Here is a 23183-nt window from a genome sequence, read left to right as displayed (position 1 = left end):
AAAACTACAAAACCAACAATCCAAATTCCCGTAAGGTGTTGACAGGTTTTGAATACCAAAACAATTCAAAATCTTCAAACTGCGCTTCAAAATCTGCTTTTACTTCCTGAAAAGTATAATGTTTGCTATTCGAAACCGTGATCTTTTTCAGGATTTCTACCAGCCAGTCCCCTTCATTTTTATTGGTCTGAATGGCAAAACTTTCTTTTTTATCGTGAAAAGTCAGCGTCATCATTTCCCATGTTTGTCCTTTTTTAGATTTTGTAAAATGTTCCAGAGAAGGCTTCCCTCCTAACCAAACCACTTTTGCATTTGGTTTTGTATTGAAATCATTTCCTTCTTCGAGTGCATTAAAAATAAAATCAGGGTCAATTTTTGTTTTCGGAATTTTAAAATCAAACCAGTCCTGCAATTCGTAATCAAAACAGATTCCGTGCATGAAATTGAAAAGCGATTTCTTTAATCCAAAACTGAATTTATCGTGATTGATTCCGGTAGCATCAGTATAATCAATATCGTTATTCGCAAAAGTTCCAATGGCTTCCGTTGTTTTTGTAACACCAAATTTCTCCGGATACAACCCAACGGGACTGTGCGCCGTCATCGCAAATTGATGCCAGAATCCCGATTGTAAAATTCCCGCTTCAAACAACTGACGTACCATTTCCAGACTGTCAACCGTTTCCTGAATGGTTTGTGTCGGATATCCGTACATCAGGTAGGCATGTACCATAATGCCCGCTTCGGTAAAATTGCGGGTTACTTTTGCTACCTGTTCTACGGTTACGCCTTTGTCGATTAATTTCAATAATCGGTCGGAAGCAACTTCCAAACCGCCGGAAACCGCAATACAGCCTGAAGCTTTCAGCAACAGACATAAATCGGCAGAGAAGCTTTTTTCAAAACGAATGTTCGTCCACCAGGTAACGGCTAATTTCCGGCGTAAGATTTCCAGCGCCAAAGCACGCATCAGTGCCGGAGGGGCCGCTTCATCTACAAAATGAAAACCATTCTGACCTGTTTGCTGCATCAGGTCTTCCATACGGTTACACAACAAATTAGCCGCAACAGGCTCATATACTTTTATATAATCTAAAGAAATATCACAAAAAGTACATTTTCCCCAATAACAGCCGTGCGCCATGGTGAGTTTATTCCAGCGTCCGTCACTCCACATTCGGTGCATCGGATTTACGATTTCGATGACCGAAATGTATTTATCCAAAGGCAAATCAGAATAATCGGGCGTTCCAACGTAGGCTTGTTTGTAATCGTGTTTTAACGAATTGTTTTTATAGACGACTTTCCCGTCTTCCAGCAAAAAAGTTCTTTTATAAGAATTGGAATTTGGGTTTTCTAAATTGAATATTAACTCTTCAATAGGCACTTCGCCATCATCGAGCGTAATAAAATCGAAAAACTCAAAAACACGGGCATCCGAAAGAGAACGCAATTCGGTGTTTGGGAAACCTCCGCCCATCGAAATTTTAATTTCGGGATGGTTTTGTTTGACCCATTGTGCACATCGAAAAGCACTGTATAAATTCCCGGGAAAGGGAACTGAAATCAAAAACAAAGTAGGCTGAACTGCTTCGATTTTAGCTTTCAATAAGGAAATTAAAATGGCATCAATATACGTCGGTTTTAGCTGCAGGGCTTCGTACAATTCATCAAACGAATTGGCACTTCGGCCTAAACGCTCGGCGTAGCGGCTGAAACCAAAATTTTCATCGACACATTCCACAATAAAATCCGAAATATCTTCGAGGTATAAAGTGGCTAAATGTTTCGCTTTGTCCTGAGTTCCCATGGTTCCGAAAGCCCAGTCGAGTTCTTCCAATTGTGCGAACCGTGAAGCTTCCGGCAGAAAATCTTCCTGACAGATCTGCAAAGCCAAAGTTGGATTTTTACCCTGCAAAAAGGAAATAACGGCATCAATCGTTTTGATGTATTCGTCCTGTAAAGCAAAAATACGTTTGGAATTATCCGAGATTTCATCCCTCGACTCCGCTCGGGACGACACGTTTTCAAAAAGATTCCCGGAATACAGAAACAAATCAACTAAACCTTTCTTCGAAAACAACTCCAAAATCACATCAATACCCAGATCGGCCTGGACCGCTGCTACGTTTTTGGTATTCAAAAACCCTTTGATATAGGCAGTTGCCGGATACGGAGTATTCAGTTGGGTAAATGGAGGCGTGATTACAAAAAGCTTGGTTTTCAAAGGGAATTATTTTCTGCAAAAATACGGGATATTTATAATCTTTTCAGGAAAAGATTCAGGAGGGTTTATTTGTATTTTGAAACCGGAACTTTTAGACTTATTTAGTAGATATTTAATTACATTTGCGACGCTATAAATCTTACTTATGAAGCGAATTTTACTTTTTTTATTACTGCTGATTTTTATGCCTGTCCTGGCACAAAACCAAAATCAATCTGTAGGTTTTAAAGAAAACAAAGGTCAGATTACAGACCAGAAAGGCAAGCCCAACAAGACTGTGAAATATTTATTGAATACAGGAGGACTGAATGTTCAGTTAAGGAAAAATGGTTTTTCTTATGACATTTATGAAGTAAAAAAGACGCAGATTGTACGCTCCAATACCTCAAAAGAACGTCCTTCCGGAATACCGGACAAAGATAGAACAGAACAGCCTGATTATACTTTAGAATACCTGTTTCATCGAATAGATATTGACTTTGTAAACTCAAATTCCAAAGTGGAATTGCTTACAGATCAGCAATCAAAAGATTTTGACAATTATTATAATATCCCAAACAAACCCGAGGGAATTACCGGAATACATCAATACAAACAAATAACATACAAGAATATCTATCCGAATATCGATGTGGTTTTTACGATTCCCGAGGATTCCAAAAAAACGGTGGAATACAATTTTGTGGTTCATCCAAAAGGAAAAATCTCTGATATTCAATTAAAATTCAAGGGTGCCGAAACTGATTTAGCAGATAACAAAATCCGGATGAATGTTCGTTTCGGGAAAATGGAAGAAACACTTCCGGCGAGCTGGATTGAAGATGGGACTGGTAAAAAGGAGATTTCCATTGCATACCGAAAGATTAAAAAAGACGTTTACGGTTTTACCGGTTCAGAATCGGTTTCTGATAAAACAGTAATTATTGATCCAGTGCCGACAAGGCTTTGGGGAACTTTTTATGGGGATGAAGAGGATTATGGCGCAAATGAATTTGGCGGAATTGCAACTGACTTATCAGGTAATAATTATCTGGTTGGTTTTACTTCAGTGCCTAACTCTTCCTATGCAACTTCGGGCGCACATCAGACAACAATTGGAAACCCTGATAAAATAGCTCCTGACGGAATACTTGTGAAATTTTCGCCTGATGGTCGCAAACTATGGGCAACCTATTACGGTGGAGAAGAATACGACAGAATAAATGCAGTAAAAACAGATAACCAAAACAATGTCATTATTGTCGGCAAAACAAACAGTAAAACCAATATCAGCACAGCCGGTTCATACAGTTCTTCTTTTGGTGGTTATGATGATGGTTTTTTAGTGAAATTTAATTCCTCCGGCACCCGACTCTGGGGTACGTATTACGGAGGAAAAGATAACGATGAATCTTTTGACGTCGATATTGATAAAAATAACAACATTTTTATGGTTGGGAGATTTTCAATCAATCATTCAGAAAACATTTTTGATACCCCAATTGGCGACGGCTTTATAGCCAAATTCAACCCTAATGGAAATATACTTTGGAATAAATTATACGGCGGTAAAGGTACGGATGAATTCAGATCGATTAAAGTTGGAGAAAATTTCATTGTGACTGGCGGTCTTTCTTATAGTTCAGATAACATTTCTACTCCGGGAGTTTTTCAGGAAAATCTCAATTACATCTATAATCTCTCCAACGATGGCATAGTTTTTAAATTAAATTTAGATGGAGATCGAATATGGAGTACCTATTACGGAGGGGAATCTGGGGAAAAAATTCATGCAGTAGAAATTGATGATGAGAATAATATCTATATAGGTGGGGAAACTACCAGTTCTAATACTATTGCTTCACCCAACTCCTTTGATGATTATAATTTATATTCCTGGACAGGTTTTCTTGCAAAACTGGATCAAAACGGGCAAAGATTATGGGGTACTTTTTTAGGTCGTGATACAATAATCTATTCCCTTGTTTTTACAAACAATTCAATATATGTTGGCGGTAATGGAGGAATTGATAATTCAATAACAACTGTATGTGCCTATAAACGAACTGGCATGGCTGGTGGATACATGGGAAAATTTTCTAAATCTGGAAATTTAATATGGGGAAGCTACGCCGGGGGATTTGACCAATACTCTCAGACAGAAATAACGGTTAAAAACAATGAAATAATAGTCGGCGGGACGTCATCAATGAATGATGGAATAACGGATGCAAATTCATATCAGCCTGAAATTTTAGGTCGTAAGAATTTTTATTTAATGAAATTTTCTGAAGAAAATAATTGTAACATTAATGCGAACCCCGGCAGTAATTCACCAGTTTGCATTGGAGCTACATTAAATTTTACTGCGGATTCAGGATATAATTATTTATGGACAGGACCTAATAATTTTACAAGCACTTTGCAAAATCCAACTATTACAAATGTATCTGGTATAAATAATGGTGACTATCATTTAAAAGCAAGTGACTATTGTGGATGTGAGAAAAACTATGACCTAAAAGTTGTTATTGGAGATATTGAAGCACCTGTCCCGGATTTAGAAAATCTTACAACTATAACCGGAGATTGTACTACCACAATAACCACATTTCCAACAGCAACCGATGCGTGTGCAGGAGCAATTACAGGAACAACGACAGATCTTTTATCCTACAATTTGCCCGGAACGTATACTATTGTGTGGAATTATGATGACGGAAATGGAAATAAATCTTCTCAAAATCAAACGATTACCATTAGCAGTCAGCCTTTACCAGCGGTAACTTCACCACAAACCTTCTGTATCCAGGAAAATGCAACTATAAACAATATCAGTGTTACGAACGGCCAAAATATCAAATGGTATGATGCAGCAACAGCCGGAGCACTTTTGCCTAATACAACTGTACTTCAAAATGATAAAACGTATTATGTCTCACAGACTATAAATGGCTGTGAAAGTGAAAGAGCAGCCATAAACATAAAAATTCAGGACACTCCCGTACCCACTGGAGATACAAATCAGCCTTTTTGTACTGGTCAGGATCCAACTTTAGATAGTATCACTGTTAACGGAGAAGACAAAAAATGGTATGATGCACTGACCAATGGAAACAACTTACCGGACAATACCAGTCTTCAAAACGGAAAAACCTATTACGTTTCCCAAACGCTAAATTTATGCGAAAGCAAAAGATTAGCCGTTACAATTTCCCTGCAAAACACACCTTCTGTACCTTCAGGAGATTTAAATCCGAAGTTTTGTAAAAGCGAAAATGCTACTTTAAACAGTATTGGTCTTAACGGTCAGAATATAAAATGGTACGATTCTACTATTGCGGCAGGTACCTTGTCAAACACCACTTTATTGGAAAACAATAAAACCTATTATGCTTCACAAACTGTGGGATGTGAAAGTGAAAGAATCCCGGTGTTGGTAAAAATCTATGACACGCCATTCCCAGGCGGAATTAATGATCAGCAATTTTGTATTGATGAAAAAGCAACTATTGCCAATCTGAACTTTACAGGAACAGCTCGTAAATGGTACGATGCCCCAGCAAATGGTAATATTTTGCCCGAAACAAACCTGTTACAAAACGGTATATATTATGTAACACAAACACTCAACAATTGCGAAAGTGAACGGTTTGCGGTTTCTGTTAAAATACAGGACACTCAAAGTCCAATGATTGACTCTCCGCAAATATTCTGTATCCAGCAAAACAGCTCCATAGAAAAAATTAAGATTAAGGGAGACAATATAAAATGGTACGATCAGGCTACAGCGGGAATGATTTTAACTGAATCAACGCCGCTCGAAAACGGAGTTACGTATTATGCTTCCCAAACTGTCAATGAATGCGAAAGTGAAAGAACTCCGGTAACGATAAAAATCTTAGGAGCGACAACTGCCGAGTGCATCAATTATGTCGATGAACTTCCCTTTCCCAAATTCTTTACGCCGAATAATGATGGACACAACGACACCTGGACTATTGATTTTTCCTATTTAGCTCCGCGTACAGGAATCAGGATATTTGATCGTTACGGAAAATTCCTCAAAGAACTGACCACTGATACTTCCTGGGACGGAACTTACATAGGCCGCGACGAGCCTGCCTCGGATTATTGGTTCGTAGTGACCCGTTTAAACGGCACTGAATTTAGAGGCCATTTTAGTCTGAAACGGTAAAACAGAAAAGGTTGCCCGAATTTAATTTGGACAATCTTTTTTAATTATTATTTCAGACTTATTTAAAACTTATGCTCCTTTTTACTAATAAGCAGTAAAGAAAACAAAGAAATACAGGCTGCTATAGTCAGATAGAAACCAACATATGTTAAACTGTACGTGCTGGCGAGCCAAATCGCAATCATCGGAGCAAAAGCTGCACCAAGGATTCCTGCCAGATTAAACGTTAATGAAGCTCCCGAATAACGAACATTGGTAGGAAATAATTCGGACAGGAAAGTTCCTAACGGTCCGTAAGTGAATCCCATCAATGACATTCCTAAACATACAAAGAAAGTTACCATACCTATACTTCCTGAATTTAAAAAATGAGAGAAGAAGAAACCAAAAACAGCAATGGCAATTGTAGTTATAATTAATATTTTGCGACGTCCAATCTTATCTGCCACAACTGCTGAAACAGGAATAAAAGCAGCAAAAAACAATACTGAAAACATCTGAATCAATAAGAAATCCCTTTTGGCATAACCCAAATCCGAAGTGGCCCAGCTCAGGGTAAAAACCGTCATCAGGTAAAACACCAGAAAGGTGGTAATCGCTGCAAAGGTTCCAAAAATCAATTGGTTTTTATACGATTTTACCAAGGTAAAAAACGGAACTTTTACCTCTTCGTGTTCGTTTTTTGAATTTTCAAAAGACGGTGTTTCTGTAATTTTAGTCCGGATGTAAAACCCGACTACCACCAAAAGAGAACTGGCAATAAAAGGAATTCTCCATCCATAATTCATAAAATCCTCATTCGTCATGGAATCCGTTAACAACAGGAAAGTACCTCCGGAAAGCAATAAGCCGATAGGTGCCCCCAATTGCGGAAACATACCATACCAGGCCCTTTTATGCGGTGGAGCATTTTCGATCGCGAGCAAAACCGCGCCTCCCCACTCGCCTCCTAAACCAACACCCTGACCAAATCGTCAAAGCATCAATAATAAAGGAGCTGCTACACCAATACTGGCATAACCGGGTAAAAATCCAATCGTTACAGTTGAAATTCCCATCGTTAACAAGGCAGCAACTAAGGTAAACTTACGACCAATTTTATCGCCATAATGCCCAAAAAATGCGGAACCTAATGGGCGCGATAAAAAGGCTATCGAAAAAGTCGCCAGTGATTCCAAAGTGGCCATTGTTTTATCGGAACCCGGAAAAAACAATTGCGGAAAGACCAATACCGCAGCATTGGCATAAATATAGAAGTCAAAAAATTCGATGGTGGTACCAATCAAACTGCCAAAAAGAACATGTCGCAACGAGTTCTTTTGATTAGGGTTATTTTTCATTTGGTTTTGATATAGATTTTTTTTTAAGAAAATAGGATATAAAAATGAATCTATTTTTCGAAAGTAGCAAACATTTATCTGTTAAAATAAAAGATCGTTGTGAAAAACCTAAAACACAAAAAAAAGAATGCCCTATGGGCATCCTTTTCTTTATTACTTATTCTTTTTATCCGCTGATTTTTCTTTTTTAGATCCGGTTTTCGATTTTTTATTTGTCTTTTTATGCAATCGTTTTTCGGTTTCTTCGATAACATAATCATATTCATTGCTTAACGTTTCAAGTCTTGCTTCTTTTAGCGCTTTCAATGCCTTTTTAAAATCTTTCCGGCTTTCTAGAAGCATCACTTTTTTAAGAAGAATCTCCACTTTGTTAATGCCTTTAATCGTCAAAGCAAAATCGATAAGCCTTGTCGCTTCCGCATAATCTTCATTCAGGATTAAAGTATTGATGTAATACGAATATACTTCTATAGCATTGATATTAATCGAAATGGCCTGTTGAAAATATTCCTTGGCTTCTTCATATTTCAATAGCTGATCGGCCTGAACACGGCCATAAAGGCATAATGCCATTGTATTTTTGTCGTCATAAGACAAAGCGTAATCCAGTGATTCGATGGTTTCTACCAACGAATACGGATAATTATCTAAGGCTTCAAAAATGTATTTATCTACTGTTTTCATGATTTTTTAGATTTGGAAATTCAAAAATCGGGGTATTATTCCCTGTCGAAATAATCTTCTCTTTTTAATTTTTGCCTTTCCTGTTTGTATTTTTTTTCCTGTTTTTGTTTTTTAAAATCGGAACCCTGAAAGATCCTTACCGGATTGCCTCTCTGAATCTGCAGCTGATTCATCCATTGTGCCTGAAATTCAGCTTTAAACTGCTTTACGGCCTCTTCTTTAAATTTCTGTAATAACCTTTCAGTGGCCAGTTTTTTGTTCTGGTGCTGTGACCGTGAATCCATAGAAACCACACTGATTCCGGTTGGAAGATGCGTCGCCCGTACTGCAGAACTCACCTTATTGACATGCTGCCCTCCGGCTCCCGAACTTCGCATAGCCTGATAGTGAATATCTTTTTCCGAAATTTCGGTTGCCGCAGATTTTTCTATTTCGAAAATGCCGATAAACCAGTTTTTCCTTTTATGAAATTTCCTGAACTGACTTTGCCCAATCCATTGAATGGTGCCGATCCATGAGTTCATGAACGTATCCAGCGTATCACTTTCGAGTAAAATTGTAGCGGTTTCTACTGTTCCGTTTTCAATTCCGGTTTCCCTGTGAAGCATTGTTGTTTTTATATTATTTTCCTTTGCTTCTTCTATAAAGGTTTTTAAAACCTGGGCCACAACCCAGCTGCATTCCGCCGGGCCACGACCTGATGTTATTTGAACTATTTTTTCCATTTCTTACTAATTTAGCGGTCCATTCTAACGATCTTCGGTGTGAATGTACCGAGTACATCAACGAGTTCGTTTTGGTTGGCCATTACTTTATTGATGTCCTTATAGGCCATTGGAGCTTCATCTATATTTCCTCCAATCAAAGTGACATCGTTTGCTTTGAGCACTTTATTAATTTCACTTTGGGTGAACGATTCTTTGCACTTTCTGCGGGAGAAAAGCCTTCCGGCGCCGTGCGATGCTGAGTTTAAACTCTCCGCATTTCCTTTTCCCTTCACAATAAATCCCGGAGCCGTCATGGAACCCGGAATAATACCCAGTTCCCCAACGTTCGCAGGAGTCGCTCCTTTGCGATGTACAATGGCTTCCTTGCCGTTTACAGTCTCTTTCCAGGCAAAATTGTGATGGTTTTCAATGGTCACCACCACTCGCTTTCCGATCGCTTTTGCCATTCGGTGGTGAATGTCATCGTGACAGGCTTTTGCATAATCGCCGGCTAAATTCATCGCCAGCCAGTATTCCTGACCGTCATGCGTATTCAGATCCAGCCAGGCCAAATGCTGTACATTTTTAGGTAACGGACATTGTTTTGTCGCCAGATACGTGTAATGTTTTGCAATATTGGCACCCAATCCTCTTGACCCGCTATGTGACAGCACCGCAAAATATTCCCCAGCCCCAATTTTCCATTCATTAAGCGGATTGGTGATTTTTGCAATCCCAAATTCCACAAAATGATTGCCTCCGCCGGAAGTACCAAGCTGTTTGTAGGCTTTACCCAAAAGATTTTTCAAAAGCGGAATATCCTGAAATTCACTCCGGCTGAACAATTCATGATCTGCTTTTATGGTGTGGGTCTCATACATTCCGAATTTGGTATGGTCTTTTAAAATCGCCTGCAGCTGATGTTCTTTTCCTTTAAAAAATGAAGCCGGAATGTCAAAAATGGACAAACTCATGCGGCATCCGATGTCAACGCCAACTCCGTACGGAATTACGGAATTGTCTGTGGCAAGCACACCGCCAATCGGCAGTCCGTAACCCGAGTGCGCGTCGGGCATTAAAGCTCCGGCAACTGAAATCGGTAATTTTAAAGCGTCATACAACTGGTACTTTGCCTGTTCATCAATTTCATTTTCTCCGAATATCGAAAACGGCGCCCGGGTATTATTGAGCTGATGCATGCGTACCTGTACCGGATTTACCAGTCCTTCCGCAACTTTCCCCCAGGTTCCGTGTCCTGTAAATTTTTCCGGAAACAATAAAACTTCCTTCGCTTCGGTTAATATGCTCTCTTTTTTTTCTCTTTTTCTGTATCTGTTAATCTGCCCTAAAGCAATATTGATACTGTTATTCTTTGGAAAGCCTATTTTAATCAGGTCTTTTCCGGATAATTTATTTCCCATTGTATTTTTTATCTTTAGAGTTCAATGACTCCTTATTTAGATATTGTTTTTCTTTATAATATTCATCCATTATGGTATGAATTTGTTTATTGTCTAATGGATTTTGGTATTTTAATTCTTTATTATTCCCTCTCCAATAGTTCACGCTTCCGTGCGCAATTTTTATCATTGAATTTCGAAGAAAATGATTAGTGATATAATTACTTATCCTATCAATTTCACCCTCTAAAACTGCATCAACCATTTTTGTATGTGTTATCATATTTGGTCTGACACGCAATACATATCGCCAAGGTTCACTAAATATATAATGAACTTTATACCGCTTATAATTAGGACACCATCTTTCACTTTTATAAAAATGCATTCTTTCTTTGTCCGTCAATGCTAGTTTTGGACTTCTCCATTCCGATTCTGAAAACTCTTTTACAATCTGAAGCTTTTCGACATAGACATGCTTTCTTTTTCTTTTTTTCTTTTTCTTAAAAGATTTATCCGAAGAATATTGCACGGTATTTATCTTCTCCAATAATGTTTTATAAAACAACGATTCTTTAGATCTTGCAATATCTTCCCGAAGTGCAAAATTGCGTTGCCACCCTTTTTGATAAGGCGTTGCCAGAGGAACTAATGGTAAGGTTCGTCGCTTATGTAATAGTTCCTCTTCCAGCTTAGCTAACTGAATTAATTGTTTTTCAAAATCTTTTTTAACTGCGCTCTTTTTTTGCTTTTGATTTCTTAAACGACTACACAAAATGTAATCATCTAAAAGAGAATTGTCCATTAAAAAAAAATTAAATGAATTCTGACCCAACATTTAAAAATGCAGGGCAAAACATTTTATCTTAAACAGATAAATTAAGTTCGGGATCGGGAATTTCTGAAGTGTCTAGAATAAAAAAAGCCCGAAAGTTATTTCCTTCGGGCTTCTTTCTATATCTAAAATTGATTTGCTAGGATTGAGAAAAGCCACGAAGACACATGCCAACAGAATCTGATCCTGATGCGATGTTTTGAGAGGTAAAGTTTAGTACAAACATTGTCTTCGTTATTAATAATTAATGATTTATTTTTCTGAGGAAAATTTTGTGAAATATTTTCCTAATAAACAAATTATTCTTAAAATATTTTTAAAAACTGTCGAAACATATTGATTTACAGATATTTATATTATAAAATAAAATTCAAATCATAAGCAATCGTTAAAACCAATTTTAACTGCATATTTTGCTTAAATTTACAGCTATCAAAAATAAACCCAAAATTATGCCAACCGACTGTATCAGCTACCAAAACTCAGGATATTTCTCGACTTTGATACAAGATTATTTAGAACAAAAACCGGACCTACAACCGCTATATAATAATTTTCCGGCACTGGAAAAATTTGAAAAACAAATCATTGAAAAGCAGCAGAATTTCGATAATCAAAACCGCATTCCGCTGGTTTCTGTTTTAAAAGCGCAATACGCTGCCCTGGAAATTTCAGATTTAACGCAACAAAACATTGAGCTTTTAGCGCACGAAAGTACGTTTACAGTGACGACCGGGCATCAGTTAAATCTTTTTAGCGGGCCGCTATATTTTCTTTATAAAATTATCTCGACCATCAATCTGACTAAAGAATTGAAATCGAAATATCCTAATTTCAATTTCGTTCCGATTTATTGGATGGCAACAGAAGACCACGATTTTGAAGAGATCAATTATTTCAATTTTAAAGGGAAAAAATTCCGCTGGAACACCGAAAGTACCGGCCCTGTAGGAAGACTCTCCACAGAAGGCCTGGCTGAATTTTTCGAAATTTATGCGTTGCAATTAGGCTCAAGCACGAATGCCAATACGCTGAAAAAACTATTTGAAGACGCTTACCTAAACCATGATAATCTTGCTGATGCAACCCGTTTTTTAGCGAATGGTTTATTTGCTTCTCAGGGCCTGGTGATTATAGATGCTGATAATGCAGATTTAAAACGTGCCTTTATTCCTTACATTAAAGAAGAGCTGCTGGAACAAACTTCTTTTAAAGCTGTTCAGGAGACAATTGAAAAACTGAAAAATTATACCGTTCAGGTAAATCCTCGTGAAATCAATTTATTTTATATTGAAGATAATCTTCGTGAACGAATTGTTTTTGAGAAGGACCGATTCACTGTCAATAATACCAAAACTTCATTTTCGAAAGAGGAAATTTTACAATTATTGGAAAGTCATCCGGAGAAATTCAGTCCGAATGTGATCATGCGTCCGTTGTATCAGGAAATTATCCTGCCTAATTTATGCTATATTGGAGGAGGCGGGGAAATTGCCTACTGGCTGGAATTAAAATCTTTCTTCGATACCGTAAACATCACATTCCCGATGATTCTGGTTCGGAATTCGGTATTGCTGACAACAGAAAAACAAGCTAAAAAAGCCGATCAGTTAGGTTTAAGCTGGAAAGATTTATTTACCAAACCAGCCGATTTGGTAAACGCTGTCACGCATAAAATTTCAGAATTCCCTATTGATTTAACACCTCAAAAAGAAATCCTGGAAAAACAATTTGAATACCTCTCTGAATTGGCCCAAAAAACAGACAAATCCTTTACCGGAGCGGTAAAAGCACAGGAAGTAAAACAGAAAAAAGGCCTTGAAAATTTAGAGAAGCGCCTGCTTAAAGCGCAAAAAAGAAAATTAAACGACCAGTTAGAGCGCGTTGTGGATTTACAGTGTCAACTGTTTCCAAACAACAGCTTACAGGAACGCCAGACTAATTTTTCTGAGTTTTATTTGGAAAAAGGCGAACAACTGATTCCGTTATTAACTCAAAAATTAAAACCTTTATCCACTAATTTCTCCATTATAACAATATAATTTATACTTTACCGCAATACTTTCAGGATAAAATAACCACCTGATTCTGAAAGTATTGTTTTTAAACCAAATAGCGACTTTTAAAATTATTAACTAACCAATTTACCCAAAACCAATGGTAAAAGAACGCTTAATTTCGCTAGATGTCTTTCGCGGACTCACAATTTTATTAATGACAATTGTCAACAATCCCGGAGATTGGGGACATGTTTTTCCCCCACTTTTGCATGCCGAATGGAATGGCTGTACACTAACCGACTTAGTATTTCCTTTTTTTGTCTTTATTATGGGAGTGGCAGTTCCTCTTGCCATGCCGGATAAAAAATACGACGGCACAACCTTTAATAAAATCCTGGTACGTTCCTTACGAATGTTATGCCTTGGGATTTTCTTCAATTATTTCGGGAAAATACAGCTTTTTGGTCTCGAAGGAATTCCGTTGCTTATTGGCCGCTTAATGATTACAATCGCTGTCGGCTATGCGCTGATGGGGAATTTTAATGCTAAACTAAAAAACATATTCGCTTTTTCGATATTGCTTATCTATCTCATTTTAGCCTACAGCGGAATCGAAGCGTATCAGGATGTACGTCTTCCGGGCGTTTTACAACGAATTGCAGTGGTGTATTTTGTGGTTTCGCTATTGTATTTAAAAACATCACAAAAGACCCAAATCATAACCGGAGTTGTTTTATTATTAGGGTATTGGGCAGCGATGACATTAATTCCGGTTCCCGGAATCGGCGAAGCGAACCTTGATAAGGCGACCAATTTAGCTTCATGGCTCGATGGCATTCTCCTTAAAGGTCATATGTATCGCGGCACTGTAACCTGGGATCCCGAAGGAATTCTGAGTACTATTCCATCTATCGTAAATGGAATTATTGGTCTTTTGATTGGTCAGTTATTACAACTTAAAGTTGCAAAAACCGAGATTGCCAAAAAAATGATGATAGCCGGAATAGCCTTAATTATCGGTGGTCTGCTTTGGAATATCGTTTTTCCAATCAACAAATCGATCTGGACCAGCAGCTACGTATTATATACAACAGGACTGGCGACCACTGTCTTGTCGATTCTCTATTACATTATTGATATTGCAGCCTATAAGAAAGGATTTAAGTTATTTTTAATCTGGGGCGTCAATCCGATGATTGTGTTTTTTGCTTCCCAGATTATACCACAGGCTTTGGTCATGATTCAGTTTGAAAATCCGCACAAAACCGGAGAACAGATTAATCTTCTGAGTTATTTATATGGTTACGGAATTGCCCCGTTTTTCAGTAATCCGATGATGGCTTCCTTTGCCGGAGCATTGGTTTATGTCGCCATCTGGACTTTTATTCTATGGATATTCTACAAAAACAAACTGATTTTTAAAGTTTAGTTTTTTCTTACCATATAAGTTATGTAAGATATTATAAGGAAAAGGACGCACAAACACTGTGTCCTTTTTTTTCAACTGTGCAAAAAATAACAGCCTGCACTTAAATGAACTTATATAACTTATATGGTAAAAAAATTCACTCTTCTTTAGCAAAACAATATTTCATGATGTTTTAATTATCAATTAATTAAAATTAATTCATAAAAAAGTCTATTTTTGCACAAATTTTAAAAAACGCAAGAAAATGGCAACAAATAGAACTTTTACAATGATTAAGCCGGATGCTGTAGCAAACGGACACATTGGGAACATCTTAGCAATGATTACTAACGGAGGTTTCAAAATCGTTTCGTTAAAACTAACTCAATTAACTGTAGCGGATGCTCAGGCATTTTATGCTGTTCACGCTGCAAGACCTTTCTACGGAGAATTAGTAGAATTTATGTCACGCGGACCAATTGTTGCTGCTATTTTAGAAAAAGATAACGCAGTAGAAGATTTCAGAACTTTAATTGGAGCTACAAATCCGGCTGAAGCTGCAGAAGGAACTATTCGTAAAGCATACGCAACTTCTATTGGAGAAAATGCAGTTCACGGTTCAGATAGCGACGAAAATGCTGCTATCGAAGGTGCATTCCACTTTGCAGGAAGAGAGCAGTTCTAGATTTTAGATTTTAGATTTTAGATTTTAGATTTTAGATTTTAGATTTTAGATTTTAGATTTTAGATTTTAGATTTTAGATTTTAGATTTTAGATTTTAGATTTTAGATTTTAGCACAAAAAAAATCCATTCTTACGAATGGATTTTTTTTATTTTGATTGTAAAATTATTACAGTTTACCGTCTGTCTTTTTAATGATTTTAGCTACTTTTTCATCTAAATCTTTCAAAAGCTCATCTAAGGCGCTTTCACACATTGGTAATATTTTTTCAGCAGTTAAAACCGGAATTCCTCCTATAATAGCCCCGGTCTTTTTAGAGTTTGCTCCTTCACTAAAAGCAAATACTTTTTTTCCTGTTTTATCATATAAAGCAATTCTCGCATACGCTTTCATTTTAACCGTTCCGGTTCCACCAACAGCGAATCCTTTTTGCAAAGCAAAATGTATTTCAGTAAATAAAACACCATCAGCAACATCTTTAAACATGGTAGCAGTTCCTACTTCATTCTCAGAACCATTCATACCTTCATAAATATATTTGTATCCAGGGTAATTGATGATTGTTTTCCCGGCATCTCCTTCTCTGGCAAATTTAGGAACGAAATCAATATATTCCTGTTTTTGGATTACCTCATTTTCTGGAAGTAAATCAAAAGGGAATTGTTTAGAAAAAACATTAAAAAAAGAATTATGATACTTCTCTAAAATAGGGGTAAGATTAAAATCAGGATTATTACCTAAATCAGCTATTGCAGCCAAACTGCCTAGTCCCAAATCAGCAAGACTGATTGTTTTGTCTGTGTAAAAACCGACAACTGCGACTTTTTTCTTTTGCGAATAACTGTTTACAGCTAATAATACTGTTAAAATAAGGAATACTTTTTTCATGTTTTTGGATTGTTTTTGATGTTTAATTATTAAAAAAATATGTATTAAAAAAAATACTTATCGGTCAAATATATCACAAAAAAAACACTTCCAAAGTAGAAGTGTTAATTTTATTTTTTAATATTAAAACCCGGCGGTCTAAATCGTTTAACGTCAAATAAAATCTAACGTAAAACGACATCCTTCACCACTTCACGCCCTAACTCTTCATTAATCATCCTGACAATTTTAGATTTTCCGTGGCTCAGTTCCTCTCTCAAAACAGCAGATCCAAGTTCTACATAAAGCGTACTTCCTTTCAGGACAACGTTTTTCGTATACGTATTTACGCCATTCCCCATCAGCTGCCTCCAGGCTTCTTTTACATCAATCTGATCCATTCCGGGCTGCAGTTTATTCACCTGAATAATCTGTTGCAGCACATCTCCAATTGAACTTTGATTATTTAACCTTTTTGCCATCGTTTCCTAAATTTATTGGTCCTGCTTTTTTATAATGATATTCCTTGTTCTCAGCATTTTTCACCACCAGTTCTTCATCCGATAATGAAATCAATTCCTCACTCCACTTTGCATAATCTGTTTTATAATCTAAAAAAGTCTTTCCATCAGCAAAACGAACCGAAACATTTTCAAAAGAATCACTTGTCAAAAAAGTGCCGTCAAATTGCGGCATCACTTTCTTTCGGATTCCTTTATTTTTTTTAATTTCAAAAAAATCAAAACTTTCATTCATTCCGTAGTCCTTCTCTTCCCCTTTATCAACAACTTTCGTAATTTCCCAGTAACCGTTCAGTTTTGCAATATCTGCTGGTTTAATTTCCTGTTTGCAGCTCACAAACAAAAGAGACAAAACCAAGATCATAAAAGAGTTTTTCATAATAAGTATACTATTAATAAGGAGCTGATTCCTGCTGTCCGCTGTATCTTTTATGGCAAACACCGCCATAAAAGGATGCCGCTCCCATCAGGGCTAGGACTCCCGTTTTCAAAAAGAATATTTCGTGAGTCACAAAGTTAACCTTATAAAAATTCAAAAGAAATAAAAATTCACAAAACCCATTAAACTATTTTGCATATTTTTGGTCAAACCCCAAACCTAAAAACCAAAAACATGACCAAAACTATTTTTAAGCTGCTGATACTCTTAACTTTTATCAGTTGCAGCAAAGAATCATCCGATGAGGAATCGGCTCCGGCACAAGCCATGTATTTTCCTCCTTTAACCGGAAGCACCTGGGAAACGAAGTCCATTTCAGACCTCAAATGGAATCAAAATGCAGTACAGCCTCTTTTGGATTATCTAGAATTAAAACATTCCAAATCGTTTATTATTTTAGTAAACGGACGAATTGTTTTAGAAAATTATTTCAACAATCATACAGCAACTACGAACTGGTACTGGGCTAGTGCCGGGAAAACATTAACATCAACGATGACCGGAATTGCACAACAGGAAGGTTTGCTCAACATCAACAACAAGGTTTCGGATTATATCGGAACAGGCTGGACAAGTGAATTACCCGCACAGGAAAACCAGATCACCTGCAAACATTTACTCACCATGACATCCGGACTTGATGACACTACAGACGATGTAGATCCTGCCAGCTTAATCTACAAAGCCGATGCCGGAAAACGCTGGGCATATCATAATGTATATGTAAAACTGCAGGATGTCGTGGCAAAAGCAAGCAAACAAACCTGGGAGAACTATTTCAATACGAAATTAAGGGACAAAATTGGCATGAATGGCAGTTGGGTACAACTTGGCGTCAATAGTGTATATACCAGCACTACAAGAAGCATGGCCCGTTTCGGACTCTTAATGCTGAATAAAGGAAAATGGGAGAATACTACTATTCTGAACGAAAGTTACTTTAACGAAGCTACCAATACTTCGCAAAACATCAATTTAGGATACGGCTATTTGTGGTGGCTGAACGGAAAAGCCAATTACCATTTACCACAATCACAGCTTACGATTCCGGGAAGTATAATTCCAACCGCACCCAACGATATGTTTATGGCACTTGGAAAAAACGACCAGAAAATATACATCATTCCAGGTAAAAATATGGTCGTGATCAGAATGGGAGACGCCGCTGACGATGTCAATCTGGCTTTATCTGATTTTGATGAAACTTTATGGGAGAAAATTAGTGCTTTGTACCAATAATTTTTAAATTCCAATAAAGAAATTCCAAATTCCAATACAGTATCTTTAAATTCCAATAAAGAAATTCCAAATTCCAATACAGTATCTTCAAATTCCAATACAGAAATCCCAAATTCCAATTGTAACAGTTGGAATTTGGGATTTCTGTATTGGATATTTATTTATTTTATCTTTTTGTTCGGATTCTTTTCAGCATTCCCATAAAAAAGAATACCAGGCCCAAAACCAATAAAATGTAATAAAAAGACAAACTTTTATCTTTTAGAACATTGGCCAAAACAAAACTTATAACGCTTGCAAAGTAAAAAGTAACAGGCGGAATATTTTTTAAAGAAGAAAAACTCATTCTGCTATTATTTAAAGAAACTATCTACGAATTCATATTTATTAAAGACCTGTAAGTCTTCAATTCCTTCACCGACACCAATATATTTTACAGGAATCTGAAATTGATCTGAAATACCGATCACCACACCACCTTTAGCAGTACCGTCCAATTTAGTAACGGCAAGCGAAGTTACCTCTGTAGCCGCAGTAAACTGTTTTGCCTGCTCAAAAGCATTCTGGCCGGTTGAGCCATCTAAAACCAAAAGAACATCGTGAGGGGCATCAGTAACAACTTTCTGCATCACACGTTTTACCTTGGTAAGTTCGTTCATCAAATTAATTTTATTATGAAGACGTCCGGCAGTATCAATAATGACAATATCGGCATCCTGGGCTACAGCAGACTGCAGGGTATCAAAAGCAACAGAAGCAGGATCGCTTCCCATATTTTGTCTTACGATAGGCACATCTACACGGTCGGCCCAAACCTGCAACTGATCAATGGCAGCAGCACGAAAAGTATCTGCAGCACCTAAAACCACTTTATAACCTGCTTTTTTAAACTGATAAGCCAATTTACCAATTGTAGTGGTTTTTCCAACCCCGTTCACTCCAACCACCATTAAAACGTATGGTTTTTTATCTTTTGGGATTTCAAACTCAGTAGCTTCACCGGTATTTGTTTCAGATAACAAAGAACCAATCTCTTCGCGAAGAATCTGGTTTAATTCTTCTGTTCCTAAATATTTATCTTCGGCAACACGTTTTTCGATTCTCGAAATTATCTTTAATGTTGTATTTACGCCAACATCAGAAGCTACCAGAATTTCTTCCAGATCATCTAAAACATCGTCATCAACCTTAGATTTTCCGGCTACAGCTTTGCTTAACTTTGAGAAAAAAGTATTTTTTGATTTTTCAAGACTTTTGTCTAACGTCTCTTTTTTGTCGGTAGAGAATAATTTTTTAAAAAAACTCATTTTTTTATTTGTTGTTAGTTCTAGACTATATGATTTTTTTGGTAATCTATAATCTTAATGTTTACAGAAGAAATTGGCCGCTCAGCTGTTTTTGATTATCTCAGCAATTGATTTTAGCTGTTATAAGAAAAATCGGAAACCTTTTAGGAAGAACAGTACTTTTTTGTTTCTGTAAATTTTAGACAAATATAAAAAATAAAAAAGCTACTTCCGAATGAAAGTAGCTTTTCTATATGCGATGTATGTTATTATTTCTTTTTCAAGAAATTATCAACTTCTTCAGGAGTCATAATAGATTCTACGAATGTATATGCACCAGTTTTAGGAGATTTTACCATTTTGATGGCTTTTGATAATCTCTTAGAAGCTGTTTGTAACGATGCTACGGTTTTCTTTGCCATGACTTAATTATTTAATTTCTTTATGAACAGTTACACGTTTCAGGATTGGATTAAATTTTTTAATCTCAAGTCTGTCCGGAGTATTTTTCTTGTTCTTAGTTGTTATATATCTAGAAGTACCTGCAACACCAGAAGTCTTGTGTTCTGTACATTCTAAAATTACCTGGATTCTATTACCTTTCTTTGCCATCTTGCTATATATTTATTTAGGAAAAGATTATTTGATAAATCCTTCTGACTGTGCTTTTTTCAAAACAGCAGTGATTCCATTTTTATTAATTGTTTTTATCGTAGATGCTGCTACTCTAAGAGTAATCCATCTATCTTCTTCTGGAAGATAAAAACGCTTTTTAACTAAGTTTACAGAAAATTTTCTCTTAGTTTTGTTCATAGCGTGAGAAACGTTATTTCCTACCATCGCTCTTTTACCTGTAAGGTCACAAACTCTTGACATTATACTTATCTTTTATCGTTATTCAAAATCAGGGTGCAAAGAAAAGAAAAATAAACCATTGTAGCAAAAAATTAATGCACAATTTTCAAAATTTCTTTCTGTAATATTTCTAAACTCTTAATCGTAGCTCTATCTATCACTTTTTCACGTGGTTGGCCAAAATTAAATTCTTCTGTAATTATACCATTTGGTGTTGCCAAAGCGATAAAAACGGTACCAATTTCCGCATCTGAGTCACCTTTTGACGGTCCGGCGTTCCCCGTAGTCGCAATTGCATAGTCTGTTTTAAGTATCTCTTTCACATTCAAAGCCATAGCCGCTGCTACCTGTGCACTTACGACCGAATATTGGTCGACTATATCCTGTGAGACCCCAAGAACATTAACTTTCGCCTCTGTTGCATACGAAACCACACTGCCCTTGAAATAGCCGGAAGCCCCGGGAACTGCCGATAAAACCGATGCAATTTTTCCACCCGTAAAACTTTCAGCCGTAGCAATGGTTTTATTTTGTTTCGTCAATAGTTTTCCGACTACCGACTCTATCGTTTCGTTTTCTTCGTAGCCTACTATAATATCATGAATTATAGCATCTAATGATTTTATATTGGCTTCAAGCGCCTCTTCGAGCACTTCTTTATCGGTACCTCTTGCCGAAAGACGCAAACGCACTCTGCCGGGATTTGGAAGGTAAGCCAATTTGATAAAATCAGGCAGATTGTTCTCCCAGTCTTCAATACGCTCCGCGACTAAACTCTCGCCCTGCCCATACGTTAAAATCGTTCTGTGGATAATATACGGTCGCTTGTATTCGCGAATAATTTTTGGAATTATTTCGTTTTCGACCAAATATTTCATTTCATACGGAACTCCCGGAAGCGAAATAAACACCGTATTTTCTTTCTTCATCCACATTCCCGGTGCCGTACCCACTTTATTATGCAGCACGGTACAGGTGGAAGGAACCAGTGCCTGATCTTTGTTTAATTGCGAAATCGGGCGTTTGTAAAATCCTTCTATTAATTCCGTTACATGTGCTAAAACTTCAGGATTCACGACAAGTTCATCATTAAAATATTCGCAGAATGTCTTTTTAGTGATATCATCTTTTGTCGGACCTAATCCGCCGGTAATCACAACAATATCAACTTTGTTCTGCAATTGTGCAAAGGTGTCTAAAATATGCTTTTTGTCATCGCTTATTGAAATCATTTCATGAACCTCAACACCAATCCGGTCTAATGATTTTGCAATAAAACCGGAATTCGTATCTACGATCTGACCGATTAAAATTTCGTCTCCAATAGTAATGATGGTTGCTTTCATAGCTGTGGAATATTTTTGCTTACTGAATTGTAAGTCATTATTATAAAGAAGATTATTGCCGCAACGATTTGAAGGCAGGGAAGAAACGGCTTCTTTGCGACAAAAGGAATACCGCATTACTATCTTATAAAACAAAAGAATAGCTATCGGCATGATCCTGTTTTTGATTTCATTTAAGAAAACCAAAAACAGGATCGTGTCTGTATATTACAAATCAAAGTCTTTTTTGATTTCCTTAATCGCATCTTTTACCTGTATTTTTATACTTTTAAAAGTTTCGATAATTTCTTTTTTCTTGCCTTCGGCCTTTGTCCAGGCCTCCACTTGCAGGATTTCTTCGAATGCCACATTTAACCCCATTAAATCCAATGTTGGTTTTATCTTATGTGCATACGAATAAGCATATTTATGATCTTTCTTTTTGATTCCTTCCTTGATTTGTTTCAAATCCTCGGGAACTTCGGTAACAAATAGTTTTAGAATTTCGTTTACAAATTCAGGATCATTATCTGAAAGTGCATACACTTTCGAAAGGTTGTACTTTAAAGCCATTATTTTACTTGTATTCTGAATAATTTTTTATCTTCTAAAAAGCCTTCCAAAACGTCGTTTGGTTTAACAGAGGCAACCCCTTCCGGTGTTCCTGTAAAAATAATGTCGCCGATTTTTAATGTAAAATACTGTGACACAAACGACACCAGTTCATCAATTTTCCAAAGCATAAAGCCGGTGTTTCCTTTTTGAACGGTCTTAGAATTATTTGTTAATTCAAAAGTAAGATTTTCCATAGAAACAAAATCGGTTTTAGGCAAAAAATCGCCGATAACAGCAGAGCCATCAAAGGCTTTGGCTTTTTCCCAGGGCAATCCTTTTGCTTTTAGTTTATCCTGTAAATCCCTGGCAGTAAAATCAATACCCACACTAATTTCGTCATAATACTTATGCGCAAACTTAGGCTCAATATACTTTCCTACTTTATTTATTTTAACAATTATCTCAATTTCGTGATGAATTTCCTCAGAAAATTCGGGGATTACAAAAGGATGCTGCTTTAATAAAACCGCTGAATCCGGCTTCATGAAAACAACCGGTTCCGTTGGCCTTTCGTTTTTTAATTCCTCAATATGATTGGTATAATTTCTACCGATACAAATAATCTTCATATTTT

At 36.8% G+C, this 23183-nt stretch carries 20 protein-coding genes and 1 pseudogene; 5 read left to right on the top strand and 16 right to left on the bottom strand.

Annotated features, from left to right (window positions below):
* Positions 1-4: 4 nt before the first annotated feature.
* The gene (locus D0817_RS17805; RefSeq protein WP_127339715.1) at positions 5-2227 is read right to left on the bottom strand and encodes a B12-binding domain-containing radical SAM protein; all 2223 of its coding nucleotides are present in this window, start codon (positions 2225-2227) and stop codon (positions 5-7) included.
* Between the two features lie 145 nt (positions 2228-2372).
* On the opposite strand from D0817_RS17805, the gene D0817_RS17800 reads away from it, so the two are divergent.
* Positions 2373-6404 (top strand): T9SS type B sorting domain-containing protein, encoded by a 4032-nt coding sequence (locus tag D0817_RS17800; RefSeq protein ID WP_127339714.1) that lies wholly within the window; start codon positions 2373-2375, stop codon positions 6402-6404.
* A 62-nt stretch (positions 6405-6466) separates the two neighbouring features.
* On the opposite strand, the pseudogene D0817_RS17795 reads toward D0817_RS17800, so the two are convergent.
* From D0817_RS17795 to D0817_RS17775, 5 genes and pseudogenes are all read right to left on the bottom strand, one after another.
* A pseudogene (locus tag D0817_RS17795) lies at positions 6467-7744 on the bottom strand (MFS transporter).
* Positions 7745-7897: 153 nt separating this feature from the next.
* Positions 7898-8428: a tetratricopeptide repeat protein gene (locus tag D0817_RS17790; RefSeq protein WP_127339713.1), complete on the bottom strand. Its 531-nt coding sequence runs from the start codon at positions 8426-8428 to the stop codon at positions 7898-7900.
* 35 nt (positions 8429-8463) lie between these two features.
* Positions 8464-9153 (bottom strand): peptide chain release factor H, encoded by a 690-nt coding sequence (prfH, locus tag D0817_RS17785; protein ID WP_127339712.1) that lies wholly within the window; start codon positions 9151-9153, stop codon positions 8464-8466.
* Between the two features lie 11 nt (positions 9154-9164).
* On the bottom strand, positions 9165-10556 hold the full coding sequence (locus D0817_RS17780) for an RtcB family protein (protein WP_127339711.1): 1392 nt from the start codon (positions 10554-10556) through the stop codon (positions 9165-9167).
* Positions 10546-11340, bottom strand: coding sequence for a hypothetical protein (locus D0817_RS17775; protein WP_127339710.1), 795 nt, complete (start codon positions 11338-11340; stop codon positions 10546-10548). Before D0817_RS17775 ends, D0817_RS17780 begins: the two co-directional genes overlap by 11 nt.
* Positions 11341-11822: 482 nt before the next feature.
* Here D0817_RS17775 and bshC point away from each other — a divergent pair, with 482 nt between their 5' ends.
* From bshC to D0817_RS17760, 3 genes are all read left to right on the top strand, one after another.
* The gene (bshC, locus tag D0817_RS17770; protein ID WP_127339709.1) at positions 11823-13412 is read left to right on the top strand and encodes a bacillithiol biosynthesis cysteine-adding enzyme BshC; all 1590 of its coding nucleotides are present in this window, start codon (positions 11823-11825) and stop codon (positions 13410-13412) included.
* 115 nt (positions 13413-13527) lie between these two features.
* The gene (locus D0817_RS17765) at positions 13528-14799 is read left to right on the top strand and encodes an acyltransferase family protein (RefSeq protein WP_127339708.1); all 1272 of its coding nucleotides are present in this window, start codon (positions 13528-13530) and stop codon (positions 14797-14799) included.
* Between the two features lie 244 nt (positions 14800-15043).
* Positions 15044-15463, top strand: coding sequence for a nucleoside-diphosphate kinase (locus D0817_RS17760; protein WP_026984871.1), 420 nt, complete (start codon positions 15044-15046; stop codon positions 15461-15463).
* A gap of 167 nt (positions 15464-15630) precedes the next feature.
* On the opposite strand, the gene D0817_RS17755 is transcribed toward D0817_RS17760, so the two are convergent.
* From D0817_RS17755 to D0817_RS17745, 3 genes are all read right to left on the bottom strand, one after another.
* Complete coding sequence (locus tag D0817_RS17755; protein ID WP_127339707.1) at positions 15631-16350, bottom strand: hypothetical protein; 720 nt, start codon at positions 16348-16350, stop codon at positions 15631-15633.
* 164 nt (positions 16351-16514) lie between these two features.
* The gene (locus tag D0817_RS17750) at positions 16515-16811 is read right to left on the bottom strand and encodes a DciA family protein (RefSeq protein WP_127339706.1); all 297 of its coding nucleotides are present in this window, start codon (positions 16809-16811) and stop codon (positions 16515-16517) included.
* Positions 16792-17229 carry a lipocalin-like domain-containing protein gene (locus D0817_RS17745; RefSeq protein WP_127339705.1) on the bottom strand — a complete coding sequence of 146 codons (438 nt, stop codon included), beginning with the start codon at positions 17227-17229 and terminating at the stop codon, positions 16792-16794. The genes D0817_RS17750 and D0817_RS17745 overlap by 20 nt, the downstream gene beginning before the upstream one ends.
* 234 nt (positions 17230-17463) lie before the next feature.
* Here D0817_RS17745 and D0817_RS17740 point away from each other — a divergent pair, with 234 nt between their 5' ends.
* The gene (locus D0817_RS17740; RefSeq protein WP_127339704.1) at positions 17464-18528 is read left to right on the top strand and encodes a serine hydrolase domain-containing protein; all 1065 of its coding nucleotides are present in this window, start codon (positions 17464-17466) and stop codon (positions 18526-18528) included.
* Between the two features lie 353 nt (positions 18529-18881).
* Here D0817_RS17740 and ftsY read toward each other — a convergent pair whose 3' ends face one another.
* From ftsY to D0817_RS17700, 7 genes are all read right to left on the bottom strand, one after another.
* Entirely contained in the window at positions 18882-19835 is a 954-nt protein-coding gene (gene ftsY, locus D0817_RS17730; protein WP_127339702.1) for a signal recognition particle-docking protein FtsY, read from the bottom strand.
* 248 nt (positions 19836-20083) lie between these two features.
* Positions 20084-20236 carry a DUF4295 domain-containing protein gene (locus tag D0817_RS17725; RefSeq protein WP_127339701.1) on the bottom strand — a complete coding sequence of 51 codons (153 nt, stop codon included), beginning with the start codon at positions 20234-20236 and terminating at the stop codon, positions 20084-20086.
* A gap of 7 nt (positions 20237-20243) precedes the next feature.
* Entirely contained in the window at positions 20244-20426 is a 183-nt protein-coding gene (gene rpmG / locus D0817_RS17720; protein WP_017495179.1) for a 50S ribosomal protein L33, read from the bottom strand.
* A gap of 27 nt (positions 20427-20453) precedes the next feature.
* Positions 20454-20690 (bottom strand): 50S ribosomal protein L28, encoded by a 237-nt coding sequence (rpmB, locus tag D0817_RS17715; protein WP_008468080.1) that lies wholly within the window; start codon positions 20688-20690, stop codon positions 20454-20456.
* A 71-nt stretch (positions 20691-20761) separates the two neighbouring features.
* A complete protein-coding gene (locus tag D0817_RS17710; protein ID WP_127339758.1) occupies positions 20762-22015 on the bottom strand; it encodes a CinA family nicotinamide mononucleotide deamidase-related protein in 1254 nt (417 codons plus the stop codon).
* 207 nt (positions 22016-22222) lie between these two features.
* The gene (locus D0817_RS17705) at positions 22223-22567 is read right to left on the bottom strand and encodes an Hpt domain-containing protein (protein ID WP_127339700.1); all 345 of its coding nucleotides are present in this window, start codon (positions 22565-22567) and stop codon (positions 22223-22225) included.
* Positions 22567-23178 (bottom strand): fumarylacetoacetate hydrolase family protein, encoded by a 612-nt coding sequence (locus D0817_RS17700; protein WP_127339699.1) that lies wholly within the window; start codon positions 23176-23178, stop codon positions 22567-22569. Before D0817_RS17700 ends, D0817_RS17705 begins: the two co-directional genes overlap by 1 nt.
* Between the last annotated feature and the right edge of the window lie 5 nt (positions 23179-23183).

The organism is Flavobacterium cupreum (assembly GCF_003996965.1).
Lineage (GTDB): Bacteria > Bacteroidota > Bacteroidia > Flavobacteriales > Flavobacteriaceae > Flavobacterium > Flavobacterium cupreum.
This window is presented reverse-complemented; position numbering and strand designations above follow the sequence as displayed.